The organism is Donghicola mangrovi (assembly GCF_013377535.1).
GTDB lineage: Bacteria > Pseudomonadota > Alphaproteobacteria > Rhodobacterales > Rhodobacteraceae > Donghicola > Donghicola mangrovi.
Genome location: NZ_JABCJE010000002.1, coordinates 533,695 through 549,873 on the forward strand (window position 1 = coordinate 533,695; position 16,179 = coordinate 549,873).

The 16,179-nt window shown below is 60.4% G+C and carries 17 protein-coding genes and 1 tRNA gene; 3 read left to right on the forward strand and 15 right to left on the reverse strand.

The features are described from left to right. Window positions 1–14: 14 nt before the first annotated feature. From HJ536_RS07075 to HJ536_RS07100, 6 genes are all read right to left on the reverse strand, one after another. Window positions 15–860 carry a substrate-binding domain-containing protein gene (locus HJ536_RS07075; RefSeq protein ID WP_177157331.1) on the reverse strand — a complete coding sequence of 282 codons (846 nt, stop codon included), beginning with the start codon at window positions 858–860 and terminating at the stop codon, window positions 15–17. Beyond that, window positions 841–1,377, reverse strand: coding sequence for a c-type cytochrome, methanol metabolism-related (locus tag HJ536_RS07080; RefSeq protein ID WP_176855185.1), 537 nt, complete (start codon window positions 1,375–1,377; stop codon window positions 841–843). The genes HJ536_RS07075 and HJ536_RS07080 overlap by 20 nt, the downstream gene beginning before the upstream one ends. 64 nt (window positions 1,378–1,441) lie before the next feature. Next, on the reverse strand, window positions 1,442–3,244 hold the full coding sequence (gene xoxF5, locus HJ536_RS07085) for a lanthanide-dependent methanol dehydrogenase XoxF5 (RefSeq protein WP_176855186.1): 1,803 nt from the start codon (window positions 3,242–3,244) through the stop codon (window positions 1,442–1,444). 140 nt (window positions 3,245–3,384) lie between these two features. Then, window positions 3,385–3,768: a c-type cytochrome gene (locus HJ536_RS07090; protein ID WP_177157172.1), complete on the reverse strand. Its 384-nt coding sequence runs from the start codon at window positions 3,766–3,768 to the stop codon at window positions 3,385–3,387. Window positions 3,769–3,781: 13 nt separating this feature from the next. Continuing rightward, window positions 3,782–4,606 (reverse strand): S-formylglutathione hydrolase, encoded by an 825-nt coding sequence (gene fghA, locus HJ536_RS07095; RefSeq protein WP_177157173.1) that lies wholly within the window; start codon window positions 4,604–4,606, stop codon window positions 3,782–3,784. Window positions 4,607–4,619: 13 nt separating this feature from the next. Then, entirely contained in the window at window positions 4,620–5,750 is a 1,131-nt protein-coding gene (locus tag HJ536_RS07100; protein ID WP_176855189.1) for an S-(hydroxymethyl)glutathione dehydrogenase/class III alcohol dehydrogenase, read from the reverse strand. A 166-nt stretch (window positions 5,751–5,916) separates the two neighbouring features. On the opposite strand from HJ536_RS07100, the gene HJ536_RS07105 reads away from it, so the two are divergent. Beyond that, complete coding sequence (locus HJ536_RS07105; protein WP_228028657.1) at window positions 5,917–6,525, forward strand: hypothetical protein; 609 nt, start codon at window positions 5,917–5,919, stop codon at window positions 6,523–6,525. Here HJ536_RS07105 and HJ536_RS07110 read toward each other — a convergent pair. Then, window positions 6,522–7,523 (reverse strand): quinoprotein relay system zinc metallohydrolase 2, encoded by a 1,002-nt coding sequence (locus HJ536_RS07110; RefSeq protein WP_177157174.1) that lies wholly within the window; start codon window positions 7,521–7,523, stop codon window positions 6,522–6,524. The genes HJ536_RS07105 and HJ536_RS07110 overlap by 4 nt on opposite strands. Before the next feature lie 119 nt (window positions 7,524–7,642). On the opposite strand from HJ536_RS07110, the gene HJ536_RS07115 reads away from it, so the two are divergent. Then, on the forward strand, window positions 7,643–8,431 hold the full coding sequence (locus HJ536_RS07115; RefSeq protein ID WP_177157175.1) for a quinoprotein dehydrogenase-associated SoxYZ-like carrier: 789 nt from the start codon (window positions 7,643–7,645) through the stop codon (window positions 8,429–8,431). On the opposite strand, the gene HJ536_RS07120 is transcribed toward HJ536_RS07115, so the two are convergent. From HJ536_RS07120 to gfa, 6 genes are all read right to left on the reverse strand, one after another. After that, entirely contained in the window at window positions 8,432–8,779 is a 348-nt protein-coding gene (locus HJ536_RS07120; protein ID WP_177157176.1) for a hypothetical protein, read from the reverse strand. Next, entirely contained in the window at window positions 8,776–9,441 is a 666-nt protein-coding gene (locus tag HJ536_RS07125) for a hypothetical protein (protein WP_177157177.1), read from the reverse strand. Before HJ536_RS07125 ends, HJ536_RS07120 begins: the two co-directional genes overlap by 4 nt. Before the next feature lie 47 nt (window positions 9,442–9,488). Next, the gene (locus tag HJ536_RS07130; RefSeq protein ID WP_177157178.1) at window positions 9,489–11,747 is read right to left on the reverse strand and encodes a hybrid sensor histidine kinase/response regulator; all 2,259 of its coding nucleotides are present in this window, start codon (window positions 11,745–11,747) and stop codon (window positions 9,489–9,491) included. Next, the gene (locus tag HJ536_RS07135) at window positions 11,744–12,901 is read right to left on the reverse strand and encodes an FIST N-terminal domain-containing protein (protein ID WP_176855195.1); all 1,158 of its coding nucleotides are present in this window, start codon (window positions 12,899–12,901) and stop codon (window positions 11,744–11,746) included. The genes HJ536_RS07130 and HJ536_RS07135 overlap by 4 nt, the downstream gene beginning before the upstream one ends. Before the next feature lie 2 nt (window positions 12,902–12,903). After that, window positions 12,904–13,611 (reverse strand): response regulator, encoded by a 708-nt coding sequence (locus HJ536_RS07140; protein ID WP_176855196.1) that lies wholly within the window; start codon window positions 13,609–13,611, stop codon window positions 12,904–12,906. Window positions 13,612–13,704: 93 nt separating this feature from the next. After that, a complete protein-coding gene (gfa, locus tag HJ536_RS07145) occupies window positions 13,705–14,343 on the reverse strand; it encodes an S-(hydroxymethyl)glutathione synthase (RefSeq protein ID WP_177157179.1) in 639 nt (212 codons plus the stop codon). 233 nt (window positions 14,344–14,576) lie between these two features. Between gfa and HJ536_RS07150 the strand changes: the two genes are divergently transcribed. Next, window positions 14,577–14,651 (forward strand) — tRNA-Asn (locus HJ536_RS07150). Window positions 14,652–14,668: 17 nt separating this feature from the next. Here HJ536_RS07150 and HJ536_RS07155 read toward each other — a convergent pair. Both HJ536_RS07155 and HJ536_RS07160 read right to left on the reverse strand, forming a co-directional pair. Continuing rightward, a complete protein-coding gene (locus HJ536_RS07155) occupies window positions 14,669–15,199 on the reverse strand; it encodes a chemotaxis protein CheD (RefSeq protein ID WP_228028658.1) in 531 nt (176 codons plus the stop codon). Beyond that, window positions 15,199–16,173 carry a CheB methylesterase domain-containing protein gene (locus HJ536_RS07160; RefSeq protein WP_177157180.1) on the reverse strand — a complete coding sequence of 325 codons (975 nt, stop codon included), beginning with the start codon at window positions 16,171–16,173 and terminating at the stop codon, window positions 15,199–15,201. Before HJ536_RS07160 ends, HJ536_RS07155 begins: the two co-directional genes overlap by 1 nt. Between the last annotated feature and the right edge of the window lie 6 nt (window positions 16,174–16,179).

A 16,179-nucleotide genomic window follows, 5' to 3' on the forward strand; every position in this document is an offset into this window, starting at 1 on the left:
CGCCCACAACCACCTCACTGGGGGAGCTCCAGCAAAGTCTGCCCCTGCGCATCCAGTAGCGGAACGCCCGCTTCGGACAGGATCGCGTTGATTTCATCCTGATGGCGGCGGATCAGCGAATTGAGCTGACGCTGCCAGACCTTCTCGCCCTGACGCACGCCCATGGTGATGCGGTAGAACATCTTGGGAGGCAGGGTTTCCTTGAGCAGCGGGACCACCGTCATGCCCGGATAATCGGTTTTCACCAATGGCCCGCCGATCGGCCCCCACAGAATGGCGGCGTCGATGGTGCCTGCCTTCAGGTCGTCCAGCATGTTGATCGCGGGGCTTTCAAAGCGGCGATCCACCGTCAGGGCATAGGGCTTGGCCTTGCCGATCAGACCGTTGCGCGCCATGTGGGTGGCGGGCGGCGTGCCTGCGATGATGCCGATATGCTTGTCCTTGAGCGCCGGATCGGACAGCTCGGTGACGCTGGCCAGATCGCTGCCTTCGGGGACGATCAGAACAAAGCCCGAGGTCAGATAGTGGTTGGTGTTCAGCACCAGCTCGTGCCCTTGGGCATAGCCGATCACCACGTCACATTTGGCGGCCTTGAGCGTGTTGCGGATAAAACCGGTCGCCATCGGGTACCATGTATACTGTACCGGCAAGTCCAGCTTCGAGGCGAACAGATCGGCCAGCTTGTTCTCGTAGCCGTTGCCCTCTTTGTCGGACATGGGCAGGTTGGCCGGATCGGCGCACACACGGAACGCATGGTGCGACACCAGATCCGAGGTCTGCGCCCCGGCGCCCGCAGGGATCAGCCCCCACAGCGCCAAGGCACAGGCCGCGATACAACGCTTAAAGCCCCATGCAGGCATTTTCAGCATCGCGGATCGCGTCGGATTTCGCTTCTTTCTTGGCGGGACGGCCACGGGGGATAGCGTCCATGCCGCGCGCCTTGAGATAGACATAGATGTCGTCCAGATAGCACATCACGTTCAGGTTGGTGCCGAACGCGGGCATCACCGAGTTTTCCGACGCGCCGACCTTTTGGCGGCCGTTGGTCGCGGTGTCGACGAAATCGTAGTAATCCATGGTCAGCGCCGACTTCTTCAGTGCGGGCGCATAGGTCGAGCCTTCGCCATCGGGGCCGTGGCAGACGTGGCATTCCGAATGATAGCGACGGAAGCCCGAGAAGGTCAGCCAATCAACGCTGCCGTCTTCGGCGATGTTAAAAGTGGGAACGTCATCCGCGGTATAGTAACGCCCATCCTCAGCGTAGGAGACGGCGATGTTGGGATCGTCCATCGAGTGCGTCTTGTCTTCGGCCCAAGCGACCGGTGCAGTCATCAGTCCGGCGGCCAGAGCGACCAGCGAAAAACCCTGTCGGATCATGTTCTTATCCTTGAAAACCTGTATGTCGGGGCCGGCCGGTATGGGCCGACCCCAATGTCACGCCTTAGTTCGGCAGGGTGAACACGGTCAGCTGACCACCCAGTGCGGTATAGTCGCTGAGCGCCGAATAGCCGCCCACAGCACCCAGACCGTCGTTCGGGTTGGTCAGACCAGCTGCCAGACCGATACCGGCCCAACCGCCAACACCCGACAGAACCGCGACATACTGCTTGCCGCCATGCTCATAGGTCATCACGTTGCCGATGATGCCCGAGGGGGTCTTGAAGCGATACAGCTCTTCGCCGGTGGTCGAGGACACGGCCTTCAGGTAGCCTTCCAGAGTGCCGTAGAACACCACGTCGCCAGCGGTTGCCAGAGCGCCCGACCAGACCGAGAACTGCTCGGGGATCGACCATTTGATCTCGCCTTTGATGTTGTCCCACGCGATGAAGTTACCCATGCCGCCGTGGCTGTCCGGTGCGGGATACATCGCCAGAGTCGCGCCCACATAGGGCTGACCTGCGGTGTAGCTGACGCGGAACGGTTCGTAGTCCATGCAGACGTGGTTGGTCGGCACGTAGAACAGCTCGGTTTTCGGGCTGTAGGACGCGGGCTGCTGGTCTTTGGAACCCAGAGCCGCCGGACAGATGCCGGTCGAGTTCACGTCTTCGCCGTTCTGCTCGGTCGAGTACTGGGCCAAAACCTGCGGACGGCCGTACTGGTCCGAGTTCGGGTCCATGACCACTTCGGAAGCCCAGTTAACCTGCGGATCATACTTCTCAGCGGTGATCAGCTCGCCGGTCAGACGGTCAAGGGTGTAGCCAAAGCCGTTCCGGTCAAAGTGGGTCAGCAGCTTGCGCGGGGTGCCATCAATGCTCTGATCGGTCAGGATCATTTCGTTGATGCCGTCATAGTCCCACTCGTCGTGCGGGGTCATCTGGTAGACCCACTTCGCGGTGCCGTCATCGGGGTCACGGGCGAAGATGGTCATCGACCAGCGGTTGTCACCGGGACGCTGTGCGGGGTTCCAGGTCGAGGGGTTGCCCGAGCCGTAGTAGATCAGGTCAGCCTCGGCATCATAGGAATACCAGCCCCAAGTGGTGCCGCCGCCGATCATCCACTGGTCGCCTTCCCAGGTGTTGGTGCCGGAGTCTGCGCCAACGGGCTTGCCCAGATGGGTGGTCTTTTCGGGGTCGAACAGGATGTCGCTGTCGGGACCCATGGAGTAGGCGCGCCACGCAAGGCTGCCGTCCGCCATGTTGTATGCGGTCACCGAACCACGGACGCCGAATTCACCGCCCGAGATACCGACGATAACCTTGTCCTTGACCGGCATAACGGTCGCGGTGTTGGTCTCGCCTTTGGCCGGATCACCGTTTTTGACCGACCACAGCACTTCGCCCGAGTTGGCGTCCAGAGCCACAACGGTGGTATCCGCCTGATGCAGGAAAATCTTGCCATCCGCATAGGCCACACCGCGGTTCACGGTGTCACAGCACATCACGGGGATGACTTCGGGGTCTTGCTTGGGCTCGTACTTCCACTTGATCTTGCCGTCCTCGTTCAGGTCCAGAGCGTAGACCATGTTGGGGAACGGGGTGTGGACGAACATCGTGTCGCCAACTACCAGCGGCGAGCCTTCGTGGCCGCGAAGAACGCCGGTCGAGAAGGTCCAGGACACCTTCAGATCCGCGACGTTACCGGCGTTGATCTGGTCCAGCTCCGAATAGCGCTGGTTCTCGTAGTCGCCTGTCTGGATCGCCCACTGCGCCGGGTTGTCGATTTGCGCGCGCAAATCGTCGTTCGCCAGCGCGCCGGTCGCAGCGCAAATTGCCATGACAGACGTTAGGTACTTTAAACTTTTCATTGGTTTTTCCTCCCTGAAAAGCGGAGTGCCCGCTTCGATGGTACAGGCGGACTCCGCCCGTTGATTGCCTGCGTCCGGCTTCCTCTCCTCCCGCCGGGCGCGGGCCTCTTTTGCGGGGCGTGGCCCCAGATCAGGTTCCCTTACTGGGTAAAGGTTCCCAGATATGCGATGACGTTCTCGCGCTCCTGCTCTTTGCGCAGGCCGGCGAACGACATTTTGGTGCCCTCCACGTGTTGGCGGGGATTGGTCAGAAACGCGTCCAGCTCCTCAACTGTCCAGGTTTTGCCCCCCTCGCCGAACGCCTTCATGGCGGGCGAATAGTCATACCCCTCTAGGGTTCCGGCGGTGCGGCCGATCAGGCCGTTCAGCACCGGTCCGGTCTTGTTTTCGGCGCCCTCGCCCACGGCGTGGCAGGCCTGACATTTCTTGAAGACGCGCTCGCCTTTGGCGGCGTCCCCTTCGGCCAGCGCCACATGCGCGGGCAGGATCAGAGCCAGAGCGATACCGAAAACCTTGTTCAACATAATAAACCTTCCCTTAAGCGAGCCGCTCGGCGTGCCAAGCAACGTGATCGCCTGCAAACGTGCTGACGAAGTAGTAAGAGTGGTCATAGCCCCGCTGCATGCGGAACTGTCCGGGCTGTCTGCGGCGCGCCATGGCCGCCGAGAACGATTCAGGCATAAGCAGGTTCAGAAACTGGTCCGAAGCCCCCTGATCGATCAGAATGTCACCCTTCCAACCGTGTTCTTCGATCAAAAGGGTCGCGTCGTACTTGGCCCAGGCCGTCTCGTCATCCCCGAGATAGGCCGAGAGCTGTTTTCTGCCCCAATCCGAGCGGGTCGGATTGGTGATCGGCGCAAAGGCCGTAAGTGACTGGTACCGATCGGGATTGCGGATCGCGATGGTCAGCGCACCGTGTCCCCCCATAGAGTGACCAGTAATACCGTGGCGCTCGTTCACAGGAAACGTCCGTTCGACCAGCCCACGGAGCTCAGTCGTGACGTAATCGTACATCTGAAAGTTAGGTTTCCATGGATCGCAGCTGGCGTTGACGTAGAAACCCGCCCCTTGTCCCAGATCATACGCCTCGTCGTTGGCAACAGTTTCACCGCGCGGCGAGGTATCCGGGTAGACGATCGCCAGACCGTGGCGGGCCGCATGTTCTTGCAAGCCCCCCTTGGTCATGGCGTTTTCATGGGTGCAGGTCAGCCCCGACAGATACCAAAGCACCGGGACTGCCCTCTCTTCGGCCTGCGGCGGCAGATAGACCGCAAAGGTCATATCGCATCCGCAGGCCTCCGAGGGATGTTTGGCGACGATCTGGCGGCCGCCGAAATTCCTGTTTTCCGAAACGACCTCCATACCGCCCTCCGCCTTAGTAACGCACGACCGCGCGGATGGACTTGCCTTCGTGCATCAGATCGAAGCCCTCGTTGATCTGGTCCAGCGACAGCTCGTGGGTGATCATGGGGTCGATCTCGATCTTGCCGTCCATGTACCAGTCAACGAACTTGGGTACATCGGTGCGGCCTTTGGCGCCGCCGAACGCGGTGCCCTTCCAGACGCGGCCGGTGACCAGCTGGAACGGACGGGTGCTGATTTCGGCACCTGCGGGGGCCACGCCGATGATGACCGACACACCCCAACCACGGTGCGAGCATTCCAGCGCATCACGCATGACTTTGACGTTGCCGGTTGCGTCGAACGAATAGTCCACGCCGCCGATCTGGTCTGCGCCGCGCTTGGTCAGGTTGACGATCTCTTGCACGACCGACCCTTCGATCTTCGAGGGGTTCACAAAGTGGGTCATGCCGAACTTGCGGGCCATTTCCTCTTTGTCGTCGTTCAGGTCAACGCCGATGATCATGTCAGCGCCAGCCATACGCAGGCCCTGAATGACGTTCAGACCGATGCCACCCAGACCGAACACAGCCGCGGTCGAGCCGATCTCGACGCCGGCGGTGTTGATCACGGCACCGATGCCGGTGGTCACGCCGCAGCCGATATAGCAGATCTTCTCGAAGGGGGCGTCATCACGCACCTTCGCCAGAGCGATCTCGGGCATGACGGTGTGGTTCGCAAAGGTCGAGCAGCCCATGTAGTGATAGATCGGCGTGCCATCCAGCATCTTGAAGCGGGTGGTGCCGTCGGGCATCAGGCCCTGACCTTGGGTGTTGCGAATGGCGGTGCACAGGTTGGTCTTGCCGGACAGGCAGGACGGGCACTCGCGGCACTCAGGGGTGTAGAGCGGGATCACGTGATCACCGGGCTTCAGGGTGGTGACGCCTTCGCCGACTTCGATCACAACGCCTGCGCCCTCGTGGCCCAGAATGCTGGGGAACAGACCTTCGGGGTCTGCGCCGGAACGGGTGAACTCGTCGGTGTGGCAAATGCCGGTTGCTTTAATCTCGACCAGAACTTCGCCTTTCTTGGGGCCTTCCAGTTCGACTTCCATGATTTCCAGCGGTTTGCCTGCCTCTAGGGCGACTGCGGCACGGGTTCGCATCCAAATACTCCATCAATTGGTAGCTGTATTCCGCGGTACACACGGCTTGGGTCCAAGTATGCTGATGTGTTTCGTTCTCGCTCAATGCATACGATGGTTGGTGTCAGGTCTGCATAGACAGACCGGTTCCCCCTGGCACATAGTTCGCGGACAGGGAGGAAACCGCATGAACAATTTTACCAGATTTTTCATGGGCGTGGCTATGTCCTTTGCGACGAGTCAGGCGCTTGCTGCGGACTTTTCCGACCCCACGTGGCCCTGCATCCAGCGCAAGGTGGCGGGTCTGTCCATGGGGCTGATGTGGCAGAACCCCACAGAAAATGTTGCCCTTGGCGACGATCTGAAGGGGCCGGTTCATGATCTGGCCGCCGCATTAACCCTGCAGCGCGTGGATATGGATGCCGCCAAAGGCATGGTGACCGATTTCACCGCCCGTCACGGGGCGGATCGGGACGTTCTGCAAGAGGTGTTCGCGCAGGTGTTTCACAGCGTCGAATCCCGCCGGACCCGCATCATGGGCGGGATCGGGCGCGTCTCGACCGGACAGATCGAATTGGCCCAGCGGATCGACGATGCGCGGTCGGAAATGGACCGTCTGATGGCCCTGCCCGAGCCCGATTACGACCAAGTGGACAAGCTCGAAGAGCAGCTGGACTGGGACGACCGCATCTACCGAGAGCGTCAGCAGACCGTCAGCTATCTGTGCGAATCCCCTGTGCTGCTGGAAAAGCGCCTGTTCGCGATCGCCCAACTGCTGCAAGAGGCGGCGGGTTAATCCCACTCAAGCTGGGTAAAGGTGATGGTCACGTTGCGCGGCGTATAGGTGCCGCACAGCGCCCATTCTTGTGAGACATCCAGCGCCACGGTTAACGCCGCATCCGCCAGCCGCTGCCCTGCATCCAGCGCCGCGCGGGTCTGGGTTTCCAGGGCCTGCAAATAACGCTCTAGCGGCAGATCATCGGGCGGCCAGTCCAACACGCGCCCGTGGCCGGTAACAGCGCGGTCCACATCCAGTGCGCGCAACTTGGTCAGGGCCTCTTGCCAACCCACGACAGAGCCGTCGAGAGATGGGCAATGCTGGTCGAACAGCAGATCCCCAGCGAAAAGGATCCGCGTTTCACGGTCCACAACCGTCAGATCATTCGCCGTATGGGCCAGCGGCCAAGGCGCTAATTCCAGCACCCTGCCCCCAAGATCGATCTGCGTGGGCTCTGCCAATTCCCGTGCCACGACTGGGGCCGTCGTTCCGGCAAAACCGTCGCCAATCTCTTGCGCCATCCGCAGCAGATAGCTGTCCTCCCGGTCGGAAATGGCGCGGGCCAGCCCCTCTGCCCCCACGATTTCAGCGCCGGATTCGGCCAGTACGGTGGCCCCCAAAACATGGTCCGGATGCATATGGGTCAGAATCACGTGGCTAATGGGCAAAGGGGTCACTTGCCGGATCGCCCGCCACATCTGTTCCCCGATGGTCCGCGTGCCCCCCGAATCAACCACAGCGACCGAGTCGCCCCCCACGATGAACCCAAGGTTGGCCACATCCCCCTCATTTTCGGGGTCCGGCTCCTCGATCGCGCCGATGTGAACCCAGACGCCGGGGGCGATTTCACGAACCTCCAGCGCAGGCCCAAGGGGGCGGCATTCGGGCGTCCCGTCCCCCGTCCACCCTTGCGCAAGCGTTTGACATTCCGCCAGAGTCGCCGCCTCGAACCCCGGGATCAGGTGGGGCTGGCAGGGCTCGCTGTCCTCGCACATCAGGGCAACCAGTTCGAACATGGGACCTCCTGTTTGCCAAACAGCGTCCGCCTGCCCCCGCGCCCGCGCCACATATACTTTGGGCGGTATGAGCGAACATCGCGCCCTCTGGCATACTTCGCCCCCAAGGAGGACCGCCCATGTTCACACGTTGTCTGATCACCGCTGCCGTGATTGCCCTTGGTTTGCCCGCTTTTGCTCAGGATAACCCGATGCGCGACGGACCAACCTGGGGGGAATTGCAGGCCGATGTGATTGGCGATGTGACCCCGATTGCGGCCACGGGCCTGTTTGTTGCCGAAACGCCTGCGCGGGCACAGGACGCCGCCACAGTCCCGATCCGCATTATCCAGAGCGATCCGGCCATGGCCGTGACCAAGGCCATTGTGGTGGTCGATGAAAACCCCGCGCCTGTGGCAGGCACCTTCAGCTTTGGCCCCCAAATGCTTCCCTTGGATTTCGAGCTGCGCGTGCGGGTGAACCAGTATTCCAACGTCCGCGTTCTGGCCGAAACGCCGAACGGGCTGGCAATGGACGGCGGTTACGTCAAAGCGTCTGGCGGATGCTCGGCCCCCGCGACCAAGGACCCCGAGATGGCCAAGGTGGATATGGGCCAGATGAAACTGCGGACCTTTGCCTCGTTGACCCACAACCGGCAGGAAGCGCAGATCATGATCCGCCATCCGAACTATTCGGGCCTGCAGCGGGACCAGCTGACCCAACTGTTCATCCCCGCGCATTTTCTGGACAAGATCGAAGTGGCTCAGGGCGACGAGGTTCTGTTCACCATGGAGGGCGGCATTTCCATCAGCGAAAATCCGGCCTTCCGGTTCGTTTACTCGGATAATGGCGCGCCTGCCCTGACGGTGACCGCGACGGACACCGAAGGGAACATCTGGCGCAATGTGCTGCCCAAGACGGGCAGCTGATCAAAAGCAGATAACTTCGGCCTCGGCCTGCGCGCGGCGCAGGTCGGCAACCAGAGTTTTGGCCGACGCCGCGCTCTGGAAAATCGCCATGCGTTCGCCGCCGGTGCGGCGCATGGACAGCACCGTCTCGGCCTGAACGTATTTCTCATAGGGCAGGATCGAGGCGATCTCGTCGATCGAACAAGAGCACTTTTCCAGCACTAGACGGCTCTGGCCATTGGTGGCCATGCAAGCGAACACATAGTCCGCCCGCGCCGACGTCGGGTAATCGTTCAACCGCTCGGCTACAGTTTGCGCCTGAACGGGCATGGCGGCCATCACCGCCAACCCCAGCATCAGGCGCTTCATCGCGCGGCCTCGACCGCGGTGAATCGGGTTTCCGAATGGTAGCCGGCGGGGCTGCCCTCGGGCGTGGCGGCGGTCAGGGACAGGTAGTAGCCGGGCACTGCATCGGACATGGCGACGATCAGTTCCAGATCCTCGAACCCGTTCATGCGGCCACGGTTCGGGTCGTTGGCAAAGGGATGCAGCACCACAGTTTTCACTGCGATCTCAGTGCCATCCAGTTGCGCTTGGCCTTCGGTCAGGTCGGCGGCGCTGACAAGGGATTCCTTGAGCCGGTTGCGGATATAAAACGGGCTGCCCCCCGCCGTTTCGGCCATGTCCCGCGCGACGGTCTCGGCAAAGTACATGATCATCGGGTTGCCGACACTGGCCGGAAAGGACCCCAGACTGCGGTGCTTTTCTTCCTGCCGGAATTCGAGGTTCGCCATCAGCGCATCCCCTTGCTCCAGTGTCAGAACCACGGTGCCGGTGTCGCGAGTCGCAGTCTCGGGCTTGGCCGCATTGGTGACGGTGCGCGTGTAAACCAGATGCGATCCGGTAGTCACCCCTTCCAAAGTGCCGCTCCGGAACAGTGTCTCGTAGAGTGCATTTCCGTCGATCATGGCCGCCTGAACCGGCGCCGCCAAGGCGCAGAGCAAAGCCAAAGAAACCAGTTTTTTCCGCATGATAATCGTCCTCCCCTCAGGTTAGCCTATCCGGCGCATGAGGCCTGTCATTGCCGACTTTGGTCTGTGCCGATGGTGTCCAGGGGAACCATTTCCTCGCGCGTGAGCCATTCGATCAGGGGGCGCAGTTTGCGTAGGCGCACGGGCTTGGTCAGCACCGGAAAGCCGTTCTCGCCGCCCATGCGCAGCAGGTGGTCGCCGCGGTCGGCGGTGATCATGATCGCGGGCACCCGCATCCCTGTCAGCTGCCGGATCGACCCGATGGCGTTAAAGCCGGTATCGGCCCCCTCGAGCTGATAATCGGCCAGAATGATGTCGGGGGGCATCCCCATATCCTGCACAAAGCCGATCGCCTCGGCGGTGGAACTGGCTCCAAGAACCGAAGCGCCCCATTGCTCCAGCTTTTTGACCATGGCGAACAGGACCGAGGGGTCATCCTCGACCACCAGCACGATCAGGTCCAGCGACTGGGTTTCGTCGATCCCTGCGGGAACGCGCTCTTCGGGTTTGGGGAGTTGGCCGATCACCATCTCCATCCGGATCGAGAAGACGGACCCCACCCCCGGCTTGGATTTTACCGAAACCGAATGCCCCATGTGGCGGCAGGTGCGCTCGACAATCGATAGGCCAAGACCCACGCCGGAGCCAATCGGCACGTTGCCTGCACGGGTGAATTCCTCGAAAATCCGCGACTGGTCGGCAAGGGTGATGCCGATGCCGGTATCCCAAACCTCGAGCACGACATCATCGCCGCGCCGCCGGCACCCGACCAAGACCCGCCCGCCCGACGGGGTGTACTGGATCGCGTTCACCACCAGATTCTGGATCGACCGCAGCAGATACACAGGGTCCGAGCGCACGAAAACCATGGTCGGCACCACGTCCAGCTGCACGCCCTTTTGTTCGGCCACACGTTTCTGATCCTCGTAGACCCCTTGGATCAGCGTCCCCAGACACACGTCCGAAGGCTGCAACGCACTGGCATCAGCGCTATCCAGTCGCGAAATATCGAGCAGCGCATGAAGCAGTTGTTCGGTCGAAGTAAAAGACGCCTGCAACCGTTCCACCATCGGGCCGACGGGGGCATCCTGCGTCGCGTCCTTGATCGTCGAGATCAGCAGTTTTGCCGCGTTGATCGGCTGCAACAGGTCGTGGCTGGCGGCTGCCAAGAAGCGGGTTTTGGAGGACACGGCAGCCTCGGCGGCCTCCTTGGCCTCTCGCAGTTTTTCCTCGACCCGTGCCTTTTCTTCGTACTGTTGACGCAGGCGCGCATTGGCTTCGGTCAGTTCGGCAGTCCGCTCGGCCACACGGTTTTCCAGCATCTCGGCGGTGCGGATTTCGGCGGACACGTCCCCCAGATCAACCACAAAGCCCCCGTCCGGCAGAACGTGCGAGTGCATGTCCAGCACCCGCCCGTTCGCATGGCGAAGGCGCGTGCGGAACCGACCCTGCTTGTGCAAACGCTCCATCCAGAAGCCCACGTCAAAGCCGTCTTCATCCTCGAACACCGCGTGGGCTTTGACGTGCTGGAACAGGTGATCCAGTTCCGCGCCGGTTTGCAGCAGCGTGTAGGGCAGCCCCAACAGCTGGCGAAAGCGCTGGTTGTACATCTTGACCCGACCGTGGCCGTCGAACGTACACACCCCAGAGGTCATGTTCTGGAACACCGCCTGCAGGTAGTTGGCCTGCCGGTCGATCAGGTTCTCTTTCTCGCTGCGGTTTTGCAGAACGATCCGGCTGATGTCGGTCAGCAGGATCACCATGTTGTCTTCGCTGGTGCGCTGGAGGTTCACCTGAAAGAACCGGTCGCCCGTCAGTTCCGCCACCACGGCATTCACCGCTGTCCCCACCACGGACCGGCGCGCCTGCGCCAAGGCCCCGAACAGCCGCCCGTCGGTGCCCACCAGATCGTCACTGCTGAGCATCGCCTCGATGTATTCGTCAATCGTGAGGCCCGGCATGATGCGCGGGGAAATGTCCGGCAGCAGGGTCTGGAACAGTTCGTTGCTGACCTCAAGAAGGCCGCGGTTGAACAGGGCAAAGCCCCCCTCCATCGCCGCCAAAGCACTGGTCAGGTTCTTGCGCGACCGCTCCCGCTCGATCCGGACGGTGGCAAGTTCGCTTGTCGTCCGCTCCAGATCGCGGGACTGCGCCCACATCTGCGCCTGTAGGGAAATCGCCGACTGGAACGTGGCATAGGCCGAGTTTCCCAGTTCGTGCTGGCGGTTCATCCGGCGGATCAGCGCGTCGATGATCTTGCCCTGTTTCCGGATTTGCTCTTCGGGCGTGTCGGCGGGATCGATCAATGCAGATCCTCCGGCGTGTGGTCAAAAAAGGCAATTCCAACAAAGGTTTGGTTCACGTGGACACCGCAATGCTGCTCACCATAGGTGTTGAAGCCCAAGACGTTGTGGCGGCGGAACACTTCGGACACCTCATCGCACATGCCCTTTTGTTCGAACTCCAGTTTCCGGAGCACGCAATCGAAGGCGAGGATAAAGTCGGGGCGCTGACCGCCCTGCCCGCGCACGCCAAGTCCGGCCTCCAGCGCCTCGATGATTTCGGTGCCGGTCCCGAGGGTCAGGACCAAGCCATCGTCTATCGCCCCCATGAACGACAGGCCCTGATCGGCCTCGACCGAGTGGATCGCGCGGACGTGGTAGTTGTTGTTCTGGCGCACCAGCACGGGGTTTTCGGCAAAGACTTCCGGTGACAGATCAGCAACGGACACACCGATTTTACGGGCGTATTCGGTGGCCGCAGGCGCTCCGTTCAACTCCAGAACAAGGCGCTCTTCGGGGATCGCGTCGGTGACCACCAGCAACGTTTCGCTAGGCCGGAAGTGGTCAAACCCAAGGCCCATGAAGTCCAGCGCCGTCTCGACCAACAAAACCAATGCCGCGCCGGAATGGAACTTCCCGCCGTGCAAAACAAAGGTCGCTTTGAACTGCAGCCCGTCCCCCGCCGACCCCCCATAAATCGGGATATCCCCCAAGCACACCTGCAGGGTCGAGGCCAAAAGGTCCTCTTGTTTCGACACGCCATCGCACAGCACCAAGCCGAAACGGCGCCAACCGGCGGTCCGCTGGAACTGGGATTTCAGGCGGGTGATATCCTCGGAAATCCGTTGCATGGGCAGCGGATCAAGAGTCGGAATAAACAGGCTGGCGCAGCGGAAATACCGGCGCGGAAACGCCACCAGCATCAGCGCGCCGGTCTCGTACCCATTGGGCGTGATCTGCCCCGCCGTGGTGCATCCGAACACTGGCACCCCGCCCATTTGGCGGTCCAACTCGTGGGCCAGAACTTCCAGATCCATTCCGGTCGGAACAAAGGCCATCACGAAACAGGTCGTGCGGCGCTCGATCTGGGAAACCGCCTCTGTCACGGCCTCGGTCGCGGTGGCGGCGCGGGACACGGCTACCTTGATGTAGCCCGGTGATTTGCCGCCATCCAACATGGTTAATGGGTCAAGAAGGCCAAAGCGTCGGGATCGGCGGCCTCGGTCGACAGCGATCCTTCCATCATCATTGCGGCCTGCGTGCGGTTCTGCACCCCGAGGCGGCGCAAGAGCGCGGTGATGTGCGCCTTGACCGTGGCTTCGGCCAGACAGAGTTCATAGGCGATCTGCTTGTTCGCCTTGCCCGAACAGATCAGGCGCATGATTTTCTGCTGCTGCGGGGTCAAATCGTCCAGCTTGGTGCCGGTGGCTTGCTCACGATGCTCGATATCATCAGATTTTCTATAGGCCGCGGGCACATAGCGTTCACCGGCAGCAATCGCCCCGACCACCTGACGCAGTACATCGGAACAGGCATCCTTGGGCAGAAAGCCCGCAGCCCCTTTGTCCATCAGGGCATGCACAACCTCGGTCGAAGTTAGCGAAGAGATCACCAGAATGGGCAGGTCCGGCATGCGCTCGCGCAGGGATTGGAAGCCCGAAATCCCCCGCACGTCAGGCAATTTCAGATCGAACATCACCAGATCAGGTTCGAACCCATCATCCAGAGACTTGAGCGCCGCACGCAGGGACCGCGCCGCAGCAACCTCGCAATCGGGATATTCGTTGCGCAGGGTCGCCTCAAGGGCGTCGCTGTACAATGGATGGTCGTCAACAATTAGGACAGAACCTACCTGTCCAGACGACAAAGTCGCTGGTTCCTGAATCATGACAATTTCCTCCCTGTGCGGAAGGTTACCCGATGATTTCCGGATTTCACCAAAAAAACGCACCACATGCATGAAATCGTCACAATGCGGGTTTTATTCCGCAGCCACTTCGACCCGCTGGCTGGGCCGTGATTGTTTTTGCAGCACAAGATGCGACGAAATCGCATCCATCAGTTCGGGCGACAGACAATCATAGGGCTCAAGCCCCAAAGAACGCAAATGCCGCCGCATGTTTGGCATCTCTGCCGCAGGGAATCCTGCCTCGATAATCGAGGAAACAAACGCCGCAAACTTCGGGGGCTCCCACCCCACATCGGACGAAAGCTCCGTATGGATGAAATCGAGGCCGAAGAACGGATGGCTCGACGCCTCGATCCGGCCAACCAGATGGACCCCGCAATCGCGGCACGCGTATCTCTGGATCACTGCCGAGGGATCCACGAGACCCAGCTTGTCGGCATTCTCTGTCACACGCACTGCATCCCGAGGCACGACAGCCACCTGAGAGAAAAGCGCCCCATCGGGTTTCCAGCACCGACTGCACCCGCACAGATGGTTGTGGCTGGTCTGAGACGCCACGTTCACAACGACCGGACTTTTGTCACATTGGCATTTTAGCAGACCACCCATGAACCCCTCTATCTGTACCGGAGGGTGCGAGATCGCCGGGTGAATAACGGCCAGAAAATCGGGAACCAAGCCAGTCATGGCCTCTGTGTCGAGCCGCCCCATCGCTATCTCCTAGATTGCGCTACGTTGCGTGCTAGATTGGGACCCGAAGTGCTGACAAACAATTCAACCAAAGGTATCGGCTTTCGGACGCAGGACGGCGCCATTCCGCCTCGCAGTCTGAAGCTAACCCCGCGACTTCATACACTTAAGAGAAAATTTTTAGATTTCTGTGTTTTCCGAAATTTGCCTCTTGCACCTCTATCAGCCGATAGTTATAGGTCGCCCCACAGTGTTCCGGCGTAGCTCAGCGGTAGAGCAGTTGACTGTTAATCAATTGGTCGTAGGTTCGATCCCTACCGCCGGAGCCACTGAAAATACCGAAAAATCAATTGAATAGCTCGACTCTGTTTAGGGTCCGTTCAGGTTTTTGAGTTGTTTCCGGCACCGCCTCCGTTCGTACAACGCGTGCTTTTCCAGTCACTGGATGAAAATGCAGCCTTCTAGCTGAAAAACCCCCGAGATCCATCGCAACAATTGGCAAGCGTTCGGCCTGCAAATACTCCAGCGCAAAACTGGCGTTCTTTTTCCCGATGTCTGCCAGCCCTTCCTTCATGAGGGCTCCACCGAAAACCTTTGCCCTTAAGCGGCTTTTGTCGGCCCCTAGACGCATCAAGCCGTTTATCACGTGCTCCATGGCGACTGCGCCGTAGCTTGCACTTTGTCCCTGCGATGAAGACAGGAAATAGTGGTTTGCCCCTCCAAGGCCAGCAGCCTCATCGTACAGACAAACAGAGACACACGACCCAAGTACAGTGGAAATCACGAGATTGGCTTTCCCGCTTACAAACGTCTCGCCCGACACGATCGTTTTGAGGGTGCATTCCATGCCATCAGGCCAAGGGACCGTACGGGACATCAGATTGCCCGTTCGGTTGTGGGTTGTAACATCGCAAGACAAATTGACACCAAGGGCAACTGCTCCCCCACGGCACCAGCCTCGAACGCAGCTTTGGGCATGCCGTAGACCATCGAAGTTGCCTCATCCTGTCCGATTGTACGCGCACCCGCCTGCCTGAGAGAAAGAAGGCCGTCCGCCCCATCGCGCCCCATGCCGGTCAAAATGACCGCCGTGCATCGCTTTGCAATCGGCACCGCGGATTTGTACATTACGTCTACCGAAGGGCGATGTCCGGAAACTGCAGGCCCTTCGACCAACCGGCATTTCGGGCCGTGGGTCATGTCTAAGCGCAAATGGGATCGACCAGAAGGTGCCAGAAAGATCGTGCCACGCTCGAGCAAGTCACCGTCTCCCGCCTCTCGAACGCTTGCTTGGCAATTGTTATCCAAAAGGCGTGCGAGACCTGCTGAAAATCCTTCTCCGGTATGCTGGACTATCATCGTCGGTGGGCAGTCGGCCGGAAAATTGGACAGAAGTGTCATCAAGGCATCCACGCCTCCGGTCGACGAGCCAATCAAGAACAAGCGATCCCAAGTTTCCGATCGTGGAGCATGTCGGAAATCACCCGAATTTCCCGTATTCACAAGCGACGAAAGTACCAACTGAGAGAGTTCTCTCGATTCCTTGTCGCTGTCGAGCATCGGGACAGACGCGCCAACCCAACGCACGCTTGAACGCAATTCAGTCGCGTTACCGATCAACATCCATCGTACGGACAAAGCCCGAAAAAGCTGCTGCATGACCTCAAAGTCCGGAAGGGAGGCAAGAGATGGGGCCACTAGAACAATCGCAGGGGGGCGGTGCTCGACCGCGTGATAACAGGCGGTTAAATTTTCAAAGCACCCTGCAACTCGCAACCTAGGATCAGTCTTGAATTTTGTCTCGATGTCCGCCAACCGTTTCCGGTTGGCGTCAGCAATCATAATTCTCATTCAAGG

Excerpts from the sequence above, each read along its gene's own strand:
- HJ536_RS07075 (WP_177157331.1), bottom strand. The coding sequence starts at position 860 with ATGCCTGCATGGGGCTTTAAGCGTTGTATCGCGGCCTGTGCCTTGGCG.
- HJ536_RS07080 (WP_176855185.1), bottom strand. The coding sequence starts at position 1,377 with ATGATCCGACAGGGTTTTTCGCTGGTCGCTCTGGCCGCCGGACTGATG.
- xoxF5 (WP_176855186.1), bottom strand. The coding sequence starts at position 3,244 with ATGAAAAGTTTAAAGTACCTAACGTCTGTCATGGCAATTTGCGCTGCG.
- HJ536_RS07090 (WP_177157172.1), bottom strand. The coding sequence starts at position 3,768 with ATGTTGAACAAGGTTTTCGGTATCGCTCTGGCTCTGATCCTGCCCGCG.
- fghA (WP_177157173.1), bottom strand. The coding sequence starts at position 4,606 with ATGGAGGTCGTTTCGGAAAACAGGAATTTCGGCGGCCGCCAGATCGTC.
- HJ536_RS07100 (WP_176855189.1), bottom strand. The coding sequence starts at position 5,750 with ATGCGAACCCGTGCCGCAGTCGCCCTAGAGGCAGGCAAACCGCTGGAA.
- HJ536_RS07105 (WP_228028657.1), top strand. The coding sequence starts at position 5,917 with ATGAACAATTTTACCAGATTTTTCATGGGCGTGGCTATGTCCTTTGCG.
- HJ536_RS07110 (WP_177157174.1), bottom strand. The coding sequence starts at position 7,523 with ATGTTCGAACTGGTTGCCCTGATGTGCGAGGACAGCGAGCCCTGCCAG.
- HJ536_RS07115 (WP_177157175.1), top strand. The coding sequence starts at position 7,643 with ATGTTCACACGTTGTCTGATCACCGCTGCCGTGATTGCCCTTGGTTTG.
- HJ536_RS07120 (WP_177157176.1), bottom strand. The coding sequence starts at position 8,779 with ATGAAGCGCCTGATGCTGGGGTTGGCGGTGATGGCCGCCATGCCCGTT.
- HJ536_RS07125 (WP_177157177.1), bottom strand. The coding sequence starts at position 9,441 with ATGCGGAAAAAACTGGTTTCTTTGGCTTTGCTCTGCGCCTTGGCGGCG.
- HJ536_RS07135 (WP_176855195.1), bottom strand. The coding sequence starts at position 12,901 with ATGTTGGATGGCGGCAAATCACCGGGCTACATCAAGGTAGCCGTGTCC.
- HJ536_RS07140 (WP_176855196.1), bottom strand. The coding sequence starts at position 13,611 with ATGATTCAGGAACCAGCGACTTTGTCGTCTGGACAGGTAGGTTCTGTC.
- gfa (WP_177157179.1), bottom strand. The coding sequence starts at position 14,343 with ATGGGGCGGCTCGACACAGAGGCCATGACTGGCTTGGTTCCCGATTTT.
- HJ536_RS07155 (WP_228028658.1), bottom strand. The coding sequence starts at position 15,199 with ATGTCCCGTACGGTCCCTTGGCCTGATGGCATGGAATGCACCCTCAAA.
- HJ536_RS07160 (WP_177157180.1), bottom strand. The coding sequence starts at position 16,173 with ATGAGAATTATGATTGCTGACGCCAACCGGAAACGGTTGGCGGACATC.